Annotated in this window: 13 protein-coding genes and 1 pseudogene; 8 read left to right on the top strand and 6 right to left on the bottom strand. The window is 39.1% G+C overall.

What is annotated here, in order from left to right:
• Positions 1 to 21 precede the first annotated feature (21 nt).
• From coaE to BM241_RS04660, 5 genes are all read left to right on the top strand, one after another.
• A complete protein-coding gene (gene coaE, locus BM241_RS04680) occupies positions 22 to 612 on the top strand; it encodes a dephospho-CoA kinase (RefSeq protein WP_092282145.1) in 591 nt (196 codons plus the stop codon).
• The gene (locus BM241_RS04675) at positions 597 to 1,172 is read left to right on the top strand and encodes a lytic transglycosylase domain-containing protein (protein WP_092282144.1); all 576 of its coding nucleotides are present in this window, start codon (positions 597 to 599) and stop codon (positions 1,170 to 1,172) included. Before coaE ends, BM241_RS04675 begins: the two co-directional genes overlap by 16 nt.
• Positions 1,173 to 1,192: 20 nt before the next feature.
• Positions 1,193 to 3,049 (top strand): ABC transporter substrate-binding protein, encoded by a 1,857-nt coding sequence (locus tag BM241_RS04670; RefSeq protein WP_177206093.1) that lies wholly within the window; start codon positions 1,193 to 1,195, stop codon positions 3,047 to 3,049.
• A gap of 317 nt (positions 3,050 to 3,366) precedes the next feature.
• Positions 3,367 to 4,380: a UDP-glucose 4-epimerase GalE gene (gene galE / locus BM241_RS04665; RefSeq protein ID WP_092282142.1), complete on the top strand. Its 1,014-nt coding sequence runs from the start codon at positions 3,367 to 3,369 to the stop codon at positions 4,378 to 4,380.
• Between the two features lie 30 nt (positions 4,381 to 4,410).
• Complete coding sequence (locus BM241_RS04660; RefSeq protein WP_242948250.1) at positions 4,411 to 4,944, top strand: VanZ family protein; 534 nt, start codon at positions 4,411 to 4,413, stop codon at positions 4,942 to 4,944.
• Between the two features lie 288 nt (positions 4,945 to 5,232).
• Here the strand turns inward: BM241_RS04660 and BM241_RS04655 are convergent, their stop codons facing one another.
• The 6 genes and pseudogenes from BM241_RS04655 to BM241_RS04630 form a co-directional block, all read right to left on the bottom strand.
• Positions 5,233 to 5,835, bottom strand: a complete 603-nt coding sequence (locus BM241_RS04655; protein WP_092282141.1) for a hypothetical protein — start codon at positions 5,833 to 5,835, stop codon at positions 5,233 to 5,235.
• A 1,011-nt stretch (positions 5,836 to 6,846) separates the two neighbouring features.
• Positions 6,847 to 7,883: pseudogene (locus BM241_RS04650) on the bottom strand (transposase); the annotation flags it as partial.
• Between the two features lie 143 nt (positions 7,884 to 8,026).
• The gene (locus tag BM241_RS04645) at positions 8,027 to 8,935 is read right to left on the bottom strand and encodes a carbohydrate ABC transporter permease (RefSeq protein WP_092282140.1); all 909 of its coding nucleotides are present in this window, start codon (positions 8,933 to 8,935) and stop codon (positions 8,027 to 8,029) included.
• Positions 8,936 to 8,948: 13 nt separating this feature from the next.
• The gene (locus tag BM241_RS04640; RefSeq protein WP_092282139.1) at positions 8,949 to 9,803 is read right to left on the bottom strand and encodes an ABC transporter permease; all 855 of its coding nucleotides are present in this window, start codon (positions 9,801 to 9,803) and stop codon (positions 8,949 to 8,951) included.
• Positions 9,804 to 9,914: 111 nt separating this feature from the next.
• Entirely contained in the window at positions 9,915 to 11,021 is a 1,107-nt protein-coding gene (locus BM241_RS04635; protein WP_143094050.1) for an extracellular solute-binding protein, read from the bottom strand.
• A 62-nt stretch (positions 11,022 to 11,083) separates the two neighbouring features.
• Positions 11,084 to 11,608, bottom strand: coding sequence for a hypothetical protein (locus BM241_RS04630; protein ID WP_092282137.1), 525 nt, complete (start codon positions 11,606 to 11,608; stop codon positions 11,084 to 11,086).
• A gap of 650 nt (positions 11,609 to 12,258) precedes the next feature.
• Between BM241_RS04630 and BM241_RS04625 the strand changes: the two genes are divergently transcribed.
• The 3 genes from BM241_RS04625 to BM241_RS04615 are packed head-to-tail and all read left to right on the top strand — an operon-like array spanning position 12,259 to position 16,020.
• Positions 12,259 to 13,245, top strand: a complete 987-nt coding sequence (locus BM241_RS04625) for a sugar-binding protein (RefSeq protein WP_242948248.1) — start codon at positions 12,259 to 12,261, stop codon at positions 13,243 to 13,245.
• A complete protein-coding gene (locus BM241_RS04620; RefSeq protein WP_242948247.1) occupies positions 13,169 to 14,698 on the top strand; it encodes a sensor histidine kinase in 1,530 nt (509 codons plus the stop codon). The genes BM241_RS04625 and BM241_RS04620 overlap by 77 nt, the downstream gene beginning before the upstream one ends.
• A gap of 8 nt (positions 14,699 to 14,706) precedes the next feature.
• Entirely contained in the window at positions 14,707 to 16,020 is a 1,314-nt protein-coding gene (locus BM241_RS04615; RefSeq protein ID WP_092282134.1) for a helix-turn-helix domain-containing protein, read from the top strand.
• Positions 16,021 to 16,118: the final 98 nt, after the last annotated feature.

The raw sequence follows: 16,118 nt of genomic DNA, 5'->3' as shown, positions 1-16,118 counted from the left end.
TGATGAAAAGCAGGGGGAGCTATGAAGGTAATTGGACTAACCGGCGGGATAGCCTGTGGCAAGTCCACGGTATCCAGGATGCTCGCAGATTTGGGAGCTGCAGTCATAGATGCTGATATGGTTGCCAGGGAAATAATGAAAAAGGGAACGCCTGTGTGGCAGAGGATAAAGGAAACCTTTGGGGATCAGTATTTGCTGCCCGATGGCGAGATTGACAGAAAAAAATTGGGAGAGCTGGTGTTTGCCAACCCCGAAGCTTTAAAAAAACTTAACTCCATTACGCATCCGGCAATTCAGCATCAGGTGCTATCCGAAATAGATAGGTTAAAGTCCAGGGGCGGCTATAAGGCCGTTGTGGTGGATGCTGCGCTGCTGATTGAGGCCGGATGGTGCGATATGGTAGATGAGGTATGGCTGGTTGTGGCCGACAGGGAAACTCAGATAGAAAGGCTTATGAAGCGGAACGGGTTGACGCGCCAGCAGGCTTTAAACCGGATAAACAGCCAGATGGATCAGGATATAAAGAGGCGGTATGCTGACAGAATAATAGATAATTCGCATGGCCTGGAGCATACCCGGAAGCAGGTGGAGCAGCTATGGGCAGAACTTTGACCTTTAAATTTGTGCTCATCATCATACTGGCATTATTTATACTGTGCGTGGCGTTGGTGTACGGTTGGGTTCAGAGGAGGATGTATCCCTTAAAATACGAGGGCTTGATACTTCAGTATGCGAGTGAATATAGGCTGGATCCATATCTGGTGTGTGCAGTGATATGGGTTGAAAGCAAATTTAACGAGGCTGCAACGTCACACAAAGGGGCAAGAGGGCTCATGCAGGTCATTCCCTCTACTGGACGGTGGGCGGCAGAAAGGCTGGGTATCGAAGGATACAGCGATGACAGCCTTTATGATCCAGCGGTGAATATACGGATAGGGTGCTGGTATCTTGATAGGCTTCGCAATCACTTCAAAGGGAATTTAGATCTGGCTCTTGCAGCGTATAATGGCGGCAGTGGCAATGTCGAGAGATGGCTACAAGATCCCAGGTACAGCAAAGACGGGAAAGGGTTGGATAATATCCCTTTTAAAGAGACACGGGATTTTGTGGCCAGGGTATGGAGCGCTTACGATAAATACAAACAGCTATATCGCATACATGATGTCTATTGATGAGAGGGATTGGGAAGCGTATGAAGAAAGGGCTTGCTTTGATATCGTTGGTCATCTATATATTGACTTTGACAGCATGTCAAATTGTAGAGGCACCGCATATCGTAGAACAGGATATCGACATGGGTGAAACTGAGGGGGAAGAGGCTCAAACTCCTGAGCCCCAAAAGGGGGGCGAGTTGGTGGTGCCCATACCATCACCTGATACGCTTAATCCTTTGTTTACCAAATCCAGGGATATGATTAATTTTTTTGGTTTGATATTTGAAGGGCTGTTTGAATACGATGAGAATATGAAGCCTCAACCCTGCTTGGCTGAATCATGGGATGTGGAAGATGACGGAAAACTATGGCGTTTTCATTTGCGAAAAAATGTGGTGTTTCATGATGGACGGCCGCTCACCGGGGATGACGTGGTGTTTACCTTTTTGGCATTGCAGGGAGGACGCCTTGGGTCGTTTTATCAAAAGGGCATCGCCGGCAACGCAAGTATACAAAAGATTGAAACAGACCCCTTTGATCCCTATACGGTGAACGTGTATCTATCTCAACCTGTAAACAACATGCTGGATATTATGACCTTCCCCGTGCTTCCTAAATGGGTGTATCAATCCGATGAGTTTATGCTGCAGCACAGGCAGGACATGAGTTTCCTGCCAGTAGGAACAGGGCCTTACAAGGTAGATGAGGGAGGAATTGAGCGGGAGGAGAGGGGGAATGGGCTTAGGCAAATCAGGTTGGTGAGAAACGAAAAATATTGGGGGAAACAGCCTTATATCGATGCCATACTGGCCCGGATTTATCATGATGAGATGCAGGTAAGGCAGGCCTTCCATGACCGAGAGATAGACTTGATGAATATTATGGCTACTGTAATTAATCCCTATCCGAGGGAAGAGGATGCGAAGGTCCACCGATATCTCACGCGCAATTACGAATTTTTGGCGTTTAACATGAGCCACCCGGTATTGAGCGATGTTAGCGTTAGGAAAGCCATTGCCTATGCTCTGGATAGAAAGGATATCATTTTCAAGGTATATTTGAACAATGCGGAAGCTGTGGATGTTCCCATTCCTTCCGATTCATGGCTTTACGATAGCAGTTACAGGATATATGATTACGACCCTGATAAGGCAATTGAACTGCTCGAGCAAGCGGGCTGGGTGCTTGGCAAGACAGATCAAACCGCCAGTAATGGGTCCAATGCTCAAAATACACAGGAGCGGATTGAGGAAGGGCAGATGCTGGAAGAGGAGGCTGCCGAAAATGCACAGGAGCAGACCGATGAAGGCCAAGTGTTGCAAGATGAGGCTGCTGAAAACGGTTTGGCACAAAGTCAGCAGGAGGATAATTGGGTCAGGCACAAAATGATCGGGTCTCAAAAAGTTGAGCTTAGATTTTCTATTCTAACAAACTCTGAAAATATCTTGAGGAAGGATGCCTTGGAAATAATTGCTGAACAGCTAAAACGGGTGGGCATTGCAGTGGAGATAGAAATCCTCCCCTGGGAGGAGCTAACCGAAAGGTTGAAAAGTGGCCGGTTTGAAGCGGTATTGACCGGCTATTATCTGGACATATTTCCGGAACTTAGGTTCATGTTTCATTCAGGGGAGATAGGGAATGGTCTCAATAATTTTATGAGATACCGCAATGAAGAACTTGACAAGTTGCTCGATGAGGCGGCTTTGACTTATGAAGATGCCAAGCTTATTGAGCTTTATAGCCGCATACAAAAGCACCTGGTCGAGCAGCTGCCTGTGGTCAGCCTGTATTTTCAAACCGCTTCCCTTATGACCAGCAACAGGGTTTACGGCGTCAAGGCCCCTGGGGAGCTCAATATATACAGAAACATCGAGGAGTGGTATTTGAGCAAGTAGTGGTGTTTTGCAGTAACCATTTTAAAATTGCATTAATAGATGACTGAAATGCTTTGGAAGGATATGTTTTAATTGAATTTTATCCTATTTCAGCTAAAAAATTCCATCTTAATGAAGATGAATTATCCGAAAAAATATGATAGAATATTTTTCGGTGATGGAAAAGAAAGTATAGGACGGATTTGGGTCCCATTAGGCAGCCAGCATTAGATTTCCCATAAAAGTCATTATCTCGTAAGTTGACAGTAGTGTGTAAATTTGCTATTTTGCTTTAATTTTCAACTAAATTGCATTGCAAATACAAGAGGAGGGATAACATGTCTATACTCGTAACAGGTGGTGCAGGGTATATTGGAAGCCATACCTGCGTGGAGCTGTTGGACGCAGGCTATGACATCGTTGTTGTGGATAACTTCTCCAACAGCAAACCCGAAGCGTTGAGGCGTGTAAAGGAGATAACCGGCAAGGATTTCAAGGTATATGCCGTTGACCTTCTGGACAGAGACGGGCTTGACAAGGTGTTTTCGGAGAACGACATTCAAGCCGTCATACACTTTGCAGGGCTTAAGGCCGTTGGTGAGTCGGTGGCCATACCGCTTAAATACTATTACAATAACATCACGGGTACCATTATATTGTGCGAGGTCATGCAGAAGCATGGCGTCAAAAAAGTAGTCTTCAGCTCCTCTGCCACTGTATACGGCAAGCCCGAAAGCGTCCCCATAAAGGAGGATTTCCCGCTTTGCCCCACCAATCCATATGGGCGTACCAAGTACATGATAGAGGAGATTTTGAGAGATGTGTATGTTGCGGATAACGAGTGGGGTATTATTCTGCTGAGATATTTTAACCCGATAGGTGCTCATGAAAGCGGCAGGATAGGGGAGGACCCCAACGGCATACCAAACAACTTGATGCCCTATATAACCCAGGTGGCTGTAGGAAAGCGAGAAAAGCTGTATGTATTTGGCAACGATTACGATACCCACGATGGTACAGGTGTAAGGGATTACATCCATGTGGTGGATTTGGCCAGAGGGCACCTGAAGGCACTGGAGAAGGTGATGAAGGACAATGGTGTGGAGGTATACAATCTGGGAACGGGCATGGGGTACAGCGTGCTTGACGTGGTTAAGACCTTTGAGAGGGTTAACGGCGTAAAGATACCCTATGTCATTACCGGTAGAAGGCCTGGGGACGTAGACAAATGCTATGCTGATCCCACAAAGGCGCATAAGGAACTGGGCTGGAAGGCAGAGAAAAACCTTGAGGACATGTGCAGGGATTCGTGGAACTGGCAGAAGAACAACCCCAACGGGTATGAGAAATAAATCGGCCGTGTATTCAAACGATGCGGGTCCATGACACAATTGTCAAAATGGCAGTTGCTTTTTCTGCAAAAAGCTGAGCGTGAAAATGTAATGTATGCGATGGGAAAGAAAAAAAGAATATCCACACTGGTGTCATGGACTCTTGTATTTGCCTGGATGGCGGTTATCTTCTTATTTTCGGCTCAACCTGCACATGAATCCGATGGCCTGAGCAAAAGTGTAACCCTATTTGTCATTCAGCTGGCAAAAAGAGTTATGCCTTTAGATGAGCTGACTGTGGATATAGCAACGCTAAACCACTTAATTAGAAAATTGGCTCATTTTGCAATCTATCTTGTACTAGGCGTTTTAACTGTAAACGCACTGAGGGCAAGCGGCGTTCCGACATTTAAAGCTGTTGCTTGGGCTTTGGCTATTTGTATTGTATACGCTGCTACTGATGAAATACACCAGATGTTTGTGCCGGGCAGAGGTGCGCAGGTGAAAGACGTGTTGATTGATTCCGCAGGGGCAGTTGTGGGGGTTGGTGTTTATGTATTTGTTAGTGATTTCATAGGGCCTTAACAAAATTGCCTACAAGGAGGTGTATCAGCTGGTGCGCTAAAGAAGCGCACCAGCTTTGAGCTTCCTTGGCTTTTGAAGGCTATTAATTAATATATCCATCTTTATTTTTTTAGTAGGGATATCATTGTTGTTTTTCAAGCTATGAACAGGGAAGGCTTTCATGTAAGATAGGAGATTTTTTATTCAATGTTTTGTTATGGCCGGGAGTTTAGCGATCCAGTTATCGCTTTGTTTATGAATATTTGTTCCATAAAATAATAATTTTCTGCCTCTTTTAAGCTAACTTCCTTATCCACGTGTTCGTGTTGTTGGTACAAGTACCGCATATTGAACAGCAATTCGAATCCCTGTATCTGGAATATACTTCATCTCCAATGTAACCGATATTTCATCATTAACTTTCCATGTTTCCATATAATGAGAAATCCTGTCAGTTGCTAATTCTTCGTAACTTGGAATTTTTGAAATGCTATTCGGCGATTCTGGATAAGTTGTAGGATCTCCGTATTCTTTAGTTAAATCTTGGTACAATTTTTTTGTAAGATTATATCCATCCTTTAGATTATCTTCAAAATCTTTAATGTACATAAATCCGTACATTTTATCATTATTTGCATCAAAATTAAGTGCAAGAAGAAAATCTTCACCATAAAATTTTTGTTCATCTTTTAAAATATATGCACCAGCCATTTTATCAGATAATTCTACATTTTTACCTTCCTTAAGGTTTAAACTTTTAAATACTACCTCCTTCGTTTTTCCTATATTTTCGCTTAAAATATCTATTCCTATACCCCCATTTAAACCATTAGTTCCTACTTCGTTCTGTGTGCTACATGCCATAAAACTCAAAATTATTATAAGAAACAATGTGAACCCAATTTTATTCATACTAACTCACATTCCTCCTTTTGCTTCCTTAATTTACAAATAGTAATGAAAGTACTTTAGCTAATTTTTTATTTTTTGGTTAATGAATTAAAATAATATAGATAACCTCATGATCATGTATTACAGACACCTTCTGTCAAAAGTTAGATTGCATAATGTCCTAATTTCAGGGACACATGATCAAATTCCATCAAAGGTTTAAATATGATTCGCGTACAGTGGAACGCACCAATAAGAGATTATTCGTGAATTATTCTATTGAAGATGCACGTCCCCGAAGCAATATGATGAAATTTGCCATGGCTACCTTTGCTGCAGTTAATATTCATCTTGATGCATGGGGCAAACATACAAACTTTAGTTTTGTAGATACTTTTATCGAAGCGACATAGATACTTAGCCTTCATATAGTGTTAGAAGCTTTAAAAAATTGTATTTTTAAGAATTAGATTGCTATACCTTTTTTCGGTTATCCAGTTAATACCATATAAGTTTTTCAAGGTCCATTTGTTTTATTTCCTGATAATACCTGCAATTTTGTTAATATGACCCATTTTCAAAAGCTTCGCCACTATTTCCAGCTATTTTTCGAGAGTGTTCCATGTAAGTTATGAACATTAGCATAGCCAGAGGCTTGATTACGTCCTATAAGGGTTCTGTTACTCGATTGTCTTAAGGCACTACGCCAAGACATTGTTTTTTATAAGTGGGTTATATTTGACGCTTACTCTTATGGTTTCTTCATTTTCTATGGTAGCATTTTTATACCTGTTTAGTAAAATTGGATAATGCATGAAAACTAATTTAAATAAACTAAAATAAACTATTATTGGAATTTATATCTTTTGTTCTCACTTTTATACTTTAAATGTCTAAAATGTAAAACAATCCGCGATAGAGATATAAATGCAAGTAAGAACGTGTTAAATGAAAGTAAAAGAATATTAGGAATAGCATAAATTTTGAAATAAAGTAGGGTAGGAACTACCCGAAGTTACGCCTGGAGACTTGTCAAGAATTTTGTGTCTGATTAAAGTAACGTAGCTGGAAAATTTGTGTTGTATATCATAGATGTGAGCATTTATCATTGGAACCAATTTTTTCTATTTTGTACGTCTTAAATTCTCCCTCTGCAAATATATATATTGATTTCTAGTACTTTAACAGAATTGAAGTATCCACCCGATCTTATGCGGATTTTCTCAATTAGACTGTTAACGCTTTCTACACTATTGGTAGTGTAGATATATTTCCTCAAGGGTTCAGGATACTTAGTAAAGGCCAAATAATATTCTGCTTTTTTCTATAAGAAGGTTCATATAGCGGCCGTATCTATCTTTGAATTTACTGCAGAGGTCCTGAAATTTTTCAACAACCTCATCAAATGAAGAAGAGAGCTTTATCTTATTGAGTTCTTTATTGAATTCTGTAGCATCAGCTTTGGTCATATATTTGCGTATATTTCTTTGAAGATGAACAAAACAGAGTTGGTGATGAGCGTATGGATATACGGCTTTGACTGTTTCAATTATCCCAAAGATGTTTTTACCTTCCATATAGATACCAAGAAAATTATGTACCATGCAGCTTTTTTAGCTTTTGAGCCATCTTTAATTTTGCAGTGGTAGGCATTGATGAATAGTGCAAAGACTGTTTCAGGCAATTCCCTTTGTTTGAAAAGGTCTAATTCACTTTTGATGTCATCTTTGATTTTATTAAGTTCATCATCAGAATAAGGCAGGTGAAGACTTTTGAGGGTATTCAAGAGAGAAGATTCTGAATAGCCGTTAATAATCAGGGACATAAGGAGTTCGGTGTATGATTCGTCAATCTTTTTATATGGGTTCAGGGAGGATGTTGGGTCTAAAATCACCTGTACGAGTTCTGGGCGCAGAGATTTTTAGATTACTCACAGGAGTAGCAAGTTTTCTATCATAGAAACCATTGCCTTTGTCGTTGTCGTTTTTCAGAAGATAGATTTCACGTTTAGACATCATGAACCAGTCGAGCAAATCTTCTAGAAGTTTTTTCAATGCAGGACGGGATGGGGCCTGGTTAAGAGGTATTTTTTAGGTTGTTTGTATGTGTTAGAGTGAAGGTTTTGCCAAACGAGAATAAAAACAGGGTTCCCATAAAGAATGAGAAGTTGGGAATCCTGTTTTTACTATTAAATTGCTTTGATACAATTTTTTTATCCTTTTAGTGAACCTATCATAACACCTTTTACAAAGTATTTTTGTACAAAAGGATAGAGGAAAAGAATGGGCAGGGTGGCAACTATTATAGTACAATACTGCACAAGCAGTCGTGCGAAGTATACAATGTCAGCATTTGCTTGAACGCTTACGTCTACCAATCCTTCAAGGTTACTCATGCTTTGCATGTCATTGGCTATAAGTATTTCTCTTAGTATTAATTGTAAAGGGAAGAGTTCTCTCTTTCTTAAGAATATCATTGCATTGAACCAGGCATTCCAGTGCCCAACTGCATAGAAGAGGGTCATGACAGCTAATACAGCCTTTGATAAAGGTAGTATTATTCTAAACAAAATTATAAAGTCGTTTGCACCGTCAATCTTTGCGGATTCTTCTAAACTGTCCGGGATGCTAGCAAACGAAGTGCGCATGACAAAAAGGTTATACGTAGATATGGCACCTGGTATAATTAATGCCCATCTGGTGTTAACCATTCCTAGGCTTTTAACGAGTAGGTAGAACGGTATTAATCCACCACTGAATAACATAGTGATGGTTATCATAAATGCTATTGCGTTTTTCCATAGCACATTTTTTCTGGAAAGAACATATGCACCAAGTGACGTCATGAATAGATTTATAGCCGTGCCAGCAGTAACATAAAATAACGTATTTAGATACCCCGTGGTTATACTTGAGTTTTTAAAGACGAGCTTGTATCCTTCAATGGTAAATCCAAGGGGTCTTAACATAAGTCCTCGGTGTTTCATTAGCTCTATTGGATCACTAAAGGAGGCAAATAATACATACAGCATAGGATATAGGCAGGCTATTGCCAGTATTGTCAAAAAGGTGATGTTGATGCAATTAAATATTCTTTCGCCTACGGTTTTCTTTGTAACCATCACAGTGTACCTCCTACCATAAACTGGTTTCTGAAATTTTCCTACTTAATTTATTTGCTGATGTTATCAATATCAAATTGATGACCGAATTGAAAAGACCTACGGCGGCACTGAAGCTGTAGTCAAAATCTAATAATCCTCTTCTGTATACATAGCTGGAAATGACATCAGCCGTTTCCATAGTGGCTGAATTGTAAAGCAAAATTATCTTTTCAAACCCTACACTCATTAATCCACCTAATCTCAGTATAAGCAGGATGACAATGGTAGGCACAATACCTGGTAGAGTGATATGCCATGTTTGTTTCCAACGACTTGCTCCATCAATAGTAGCAGCCTCATATAATTCTGGATCAATATTTGTTATAGCAGCTAAATAAATTATACTTCCCCATCCAACTTCTTGCCATATGCCTGAACCTACATATATAGGTCTGAACCATTCTGGCTTCATAAGGAAATTGGTCCTTTCTCCCCCTAAAAGTTCAATTATGTCATTTATTACACCATCCGTACTGGTGAAGTCTTTTATTATACCACAAACGACGACTAGAGAAATAAAATGGGGAAGGTAAGATATGGTTTGAACCGTTCTTTTAAAATAGTTATTTTTGACTTCGTTTAATAATAAAGCTAAAATAATCGGGGCAGGGAACCCCCATACAAGGCTATAAATGCTTATGAGCAGAGTGTTTCTTATTAACCTCCAAAAATAAACGCCCTCAAAAAAGCTTTTAAAATGTTTAAACCCTACCCAAGGGCTTCTAATTATGCCAAGGGCCGGATTAAACTCCTTGAAAGCGATAATGGCGCCGTACATGGGCATGTAGTGAAATATTATATAGTAAGCAATTACAGGTAATGCCATTATATATATACTTGTTTCTTATAATATCAGTTTTTATCTGAGCACGGGTCATATAGCAGCCTCCTCCTTAAATTATTGGGTTGATTAAGAAAGAAGCAAAAAGCTTCTTTCTTAATCAACCTTTTCAAGTCTCTTGTTATATCGGTCAAGTGCAGCTTTATAAATCTCTATAACCCTGTCAATGTTCATAGCCTTTATGTTGTTTACATATTCATCAAATTTGTCCAGAGGCTCTTGCCCCATGATGAATTTGAGCATCATCTCATTTCTATAGGCTTCTATATCACTCATGATTTTGGCGTATTCGGCGCCTTCTTCTGCTGTCAGAGTAATAGGAGGCAGTACATAGTCAGCCGGTTGGTTATTCCATGTAATGCGATACTGCTCTAAGTCTTCCATCCATCTTCTGGGATTGCTTCTAAGGTCGCTCTTTAGATAAGGTCCATTATGAAGTCTGAATACAGAATTGTACCTGTCAAAATCCTGATAGTTGTTTTTGCTTATATATTCAACATATTTTGGTCTTCCCTTTTCATCTATGCCAGTATAGCTCTTTCCTTCCACACCGAAATTGAAGAGTTTGAAACCATCTTCGGTATAATGGTAGTCAAACCATTTGACAGCTACTTCGGGGTTTTTACACTTAGATGTTATAACACCGTAGTTGGCTCTGCATATATTATTTTTATATCTCCAGTGTATTTCACTATTTTCGTTCTTCTTTGGATAAGGAGCTCCTGCAAATTCAATACCAACGGCTCTTGCTTTTAACACCAATGCGGTTCCATCCTGTAATTTTGCGCCTACTTTTCCTGACATTACAAGAGCATCTATGCTCTTAGCATCCCTGGTTGGGAAATCCCTGTCTATCAATCCTTCCTCATACCACTTGTTTACTAATTGTAAATACTCTTTAAATCCTGGTTCTATCGGACCATACTTTATTTCACCGTTTTTTATATAGAAGCCTGGACCAATATCGAAAGCACTTACAAAAGCGCCTGTTGAAGGTTCCATACCTATTGCATTGTTCCATATCATGGGAACTTCAGCATTCATCTGTTCCTTGAAAGCTTTCAGTGCAGTATACCACTCATCTATGGTGGTGGGTATCTCCATGCCTAGTTCATCCAGCCAATCTTTCCTTATAAAAGGACCACACCACGGATTCTCTGCTGTCGGTTCTAATGATGTTCCGGGAACATCACTGGTAATCATGCCGAACCCTAACAGATTGCCTTCATCCGAGTATACTTGCTTTTTCAGTTCTTCATTTGATTCTATGACTTTTTAAAGTTGGGAGCGTATTTATCTACCAGTTCATTTAGCCTAATATAGATACCGTCGGCAATGGCTTTATTTATACCGCCTTTGTATCTTTCGCCTTGTTCTATTATATCCGGTAGGTCACCTGAAGAAATCATAAGATTGAAGTGCTCTGTCTCCTGGCCTTCTGGAGGGTGAATGAATTCAATTTTTACGTTTGTCAATTTTTCAAGCTCCTGGTAAACTTCATTTTGACTTAAATCGGGTATGATTTCTTTGGCTGTTCCACCGAAAGGCACCCAATAAGTAAAGGTTATAGGCTTATCCACAATAGGTAGTGCAAAACTTCCTGCTTCACTTTCACCTTCTTTAGTTTCGCTCTCGGCTGGTTTTTCATCGTTTTTATCTGTTGAATCTTTTTCTACTTTTGTAGTGGTATCACCTGTTTTGTCAGATGATGTTCCTGTGCATCCGCTAAACAAGCCTACTGTTAGAATTAAAACCAGTAAGAAAGAAATCATTTTGATTGGTTTTTTCATTTTAAGTTCCCCCTCTAATTTATTTTTCTGAGGATTTTCATAAAGTTCCTGATGTATGTATATTACTGATTTTTGTGGTATAGTACTGATTGTCATAACTATTTTTAGATATGTTCCATAACTGCTAGATCATATAAGTATGGCTAATGCAACGTCAATCCCGTTTACTATGGTGAGTACAGCATATAAATCTAAAAAATTTACATAATCTGCTAAAAATTTAAATAAAATTTGAAAAAGGTAATTGTATATGTATATGTAAATTAATAACAATATTTTGATATTTGCAGAGGCAGGGTGTCATAGGGATACAGTAACGATTTCTCCATTTCAAGTGAAACTTTTAATTAAAAATCAATTGGTACGTAATCAAATATGCGTTTTCCATTGGCGCTGTTGTGAGTGGCTATGTTCTTTGGAAACATTTTTGGTTGTGTGCTTGTAATTAATTAGAGACTTTTATTGTATCCCATGATGAATTAGAAAGTATTTATTGTCCATTTTTCTAGAATAATTTGGAAACTAAGGCAAGCGTTACAATAGTGTAAACCTCACAAAATAATGCTATAATAAATATGAACAAGCTGGCTCGCTGGTTATAATTATTTTTAAGCCGGTAACTTTGTTCCCTTACAGAGGGGGTGAAGCGGGTGAAAAGATTCTTAAAATACGCGGTATATTATTCGGCGGCCTTACTTTTCATTATATTTAATTTGGTGCTGCTTGACATAAAATATGAGAAACCTGTTGAAGAGGAGATAAAACCCAAAATAGTGCTTATAAGCCATGTTTACGCCAATCCTTACTGGCAACAGGTACGCTTGGGAGCTGAGAAAGCTGCTAAGGAAAGAGGAGTTATCATAGATTTTCAGGGGCCTGATACTGCGAGTGTTGAGGAGGGTATAAGGTTGATTAAGATGGCGTACGCTGCAAAGGTGAGTGGAATAATAGCCTATGTACAGGATGAAACACGCTATAATGATGTCATCAATAAAGTTATAGAAGGCGGTATTCCATTGGTTACCATTGACTCTGATGCCGAAAACAGCAAGCGCCTTGCATATGTGGGCACAGATAATGTAGAGGCGGGAAGAGTGGGGGGCAGGGAAGTGATTCGTCAAATCGGCACCGAAGGCAAGGTTGGTATAATTATGGGTGGCAAAAGTGTAAAGAACCAGATAGAGAGGGTGGAGGGCTTTAAAGACTATATAAATAGCAACTCAAATATTGTTATAGCGGCTATTGAGTCATCAGATTCGTATCTATTAGAAGCCGAGCTGGCAGCAAAAAAGATTTTAAATCAGCATCCCGACGTAAAAGCATTGTTTTGCACTTCAGCTTTAGATGGATTGGGTGCAGCCAAAGCGGTTAAGGGTTTGGGGCTTACCGGAAAAGTAAAAATTATCTGTTTTGATGATTTGCCCGAGACCCTTGACAACATTGAAAAAGGGGTAATCACATCCACCGTAGTGCAGAAGCCTTATCTTATGGGCTACAAAGCTGTAAATATCATTATGGATAATATCGAAGGAAAAACTACAAAGGGGTTGTTTATTACAGATGTGCTGGTGGTCGACAAAGAAAACCTTGATGAGTTCAGAAAACAACAGCAAGGATACTATAGCGAAATCCAGTAGCTTAAAGAAGAAGTTCATTATATTTGCTGTGATCATTATATTGCCTATTGCTACCAGCAATGTTGTATCTTTAATAATGAGCAATAGGATAAGCAGCACCTATAATATTATGATGAACAGAATGAGCGTCACCAATCAAATTAAAAATAGTTTAAATGAATCGTTTTTTCACTTTAATCAATATATATTGACCAATGCGGAAGAATCTAAACGGCTTTATAAATTTCATTACGATAAAGCCGTTGAAAATGTAATAGCGCTTCAGGAGGATTCGGATCTTAGAAGTAGATACATTCTGAGGGATCTTTTAAATTCCCTGAAGAGTTTTAAGGAAGCTGCAGACCGTACCATTGAGATTTATGACAACCATTCCGGGGTTGATGTGTATTACGAGGAATATGTGTGGACCAAAGAAATCGTATCCTACTGCAATGCTTTTATATCAATGCTGAGCGACAGCTATTTTGATTACAATGTCAACATTTATAATGAGTTGAAGCAAAAGCAGGACTATGTCAACAGGGTATTGATGGCGTATATAATGACGGCATTGATGGTAAGTGCTATCTATACGCTGTTGTTTATAGGCGATATAACAAGAAAACTGAGGGAGCTGGTAAACGTTTCAGAAAAGGTGGTAAAAGGGGATTTTACCTATAATGAAGGTGAAAAGACGTATATTTATGAATTGGACATTCTCTCGGAGGCTTTCAGTAAGATGATTACCCACATAAGCAAATACATTGAATCCTTGCAGGAGAAAGCTGAGCTTGAAAGGAAGCTTCAGGATGAGCAGATGAGGCTATTGAGCTATGAGAATGCCTTAAAGGTGTCACAGCTTAAAATTCTACAGGCTCAGATAAATCCTCATTTTTTGTTTAATACTTTAAACTGCATAAGCCAGACGGCGATTAAAGAAAATGCCGATAAAACAGAAAGCCTTATAAGAGCGGTTGCCGGTATACTCAGGTACAGCTTAAGCATGATGGATCGAAATGCTACTCTAGAAGAAGAAGTAAACGTTGTAAGGCAGTATATGTATATTCAAAAAATAAGATACGAAGATAGGTTTAAGTTTAATTTGAAGATAAATGCCGATTTGAAAAAGGTGATAGTTCCGGCAATGACACTGCAGCCTTTTGTAGAAAACGCATTTATACACGGTATAGAGCCCAAAGAAGAGGGAGGAGTTATAAATATTGAAATAAACGAGCAAGGGGATTACTGTACGATACTCATAGAAGATACAGGATGTGGAATGGATGAGGATATGCTGGAAAAAATTATTTCAGATAGCCCGGAACAGCGGCCTGTAGGACATACTACGGGTCTGGGTATAAGGAGTGTCGTTCAAAGGCTTAAGCTGATGTACAACCGGGATGATATCTTCTCAATTGAGAGCAAAAAAGGTTTTGGTACTAGAGTATATCTCAAAATTCCTATAAGGGAGTAGAGGAGGCCATGTTAAGATTTTTAATTGCCGATGATGAAAAGTATGTTCGTGATTCCATTAGAGATGTTATAGAAGGCGCATTCAAAGAGCTAAAAGAGCAATTTGAAATCAGCGAGGCGCGAAACGGAAGAGAGGCCATAGAAATTTCCGAACGCTTAAGGCCTGACATTATAATCATTGATATAAAAATGCCAGGTATTGATGGATTAAAGGCTATACAGGAAATTAAGAACTTTCTTCCCCATGCTTATTTTATTATTCTTACGGCGTATGACTATTTTGACTTTGCAGTGGAAGCTGTTAGGAATAACGTCAGGGAATATATTTTAAAGCCATTTGACCGTGCGGAACTGCGCGAAAAAATTAGGGAAGCCGTCGAATATGTACAGTCCGAGAAGGAGAAGCGTAAAAGAGAGATTGAAAATGAGGAGAAGATATACAATCTGATTCCGGTGATGGAAAATGAATTGAGCTATTCCATTGTCAATGATATGCTGGAAGTCATTGACGTTGAAATGTATATGGAGTATTTGAACATGGATTTTAAAAACACCTTTTGCATGGTGGTAAGGCTTAAGGAAGAAGATGACAACGATGGGCCGGTCTATTTTTCTGAAAGATTAAAAACTCAGATTGGTGAACATATAAAGGTTTTTTTGAATCAGCGCTACAAGGCCATAGGAAGCTACCGTTTTACCAAAGATCTGATTTATTTTATTCAAATGTCACTTCATAAAGATGCGGATGAAACTAAATTAAATGTGATCAATCTGGCTTTGGATGTGAAGAGGGAAGTAAAGAGGTTTTTTGGTGTACCAATTAGAATAGGCTTAGGGAAATGCTACGATGGCATACATCAAATGCATGAATCATATCAAGAGGCCTGCAAGGCTTTGGAGTATTCACTTGATGATACTGGTGTGGTTTATTATCAAGATATCGAACATCTCATAGCTCATGATCAATTTTTGAATGACAAGTTTAAAAACGGTTACGGGGAAAAATTTGCTCTTTTTAAAGCGGTAGAGCAATATATTACTGATAACTTAAAAGAAGATATTAACCTTAAGGATACTGCGGCAAAATTTAATCTAAGTCCATATTATTTTAGCCGTACCTTCAAAAAGGTGTTTGGATACAATTTTTCTGACTATTTAAATTTGATTAGAATAAATAAGGCTAAAGAATTGCTTAAGGACGATTCTCTCAGCATCAAGGAAATATGCTATTTAGTAGGATACAGCGATCCTAATTATTTCAGCAAGGTATTCAAAAAGTATGAAGGGGTGACGCCAACCGAGTACAGGGAGAAACTGCGTTAAAATCTACACCGCAATGGAGTACCAATAGTAAAATATTGCTCTCTAAGAGAGCATTTTTTTTTTGTAACTGAGCAGCTAATTACGTTGAGCATTGCTTG

The sequence above is a fragment of the Caldicoprobacter faecalis genome (assembly GCF_900115765.1).
Lineage (GTDB): Bacteria > Bacillota > Clostridia > Caldicoprobacterales > Caldicoprobacteraceae > Caldicoprobacter > Caldicoprobacter oshimai.
This window is presented reverse-complemented; position numbering and strand designations above follow the sequence as displayed.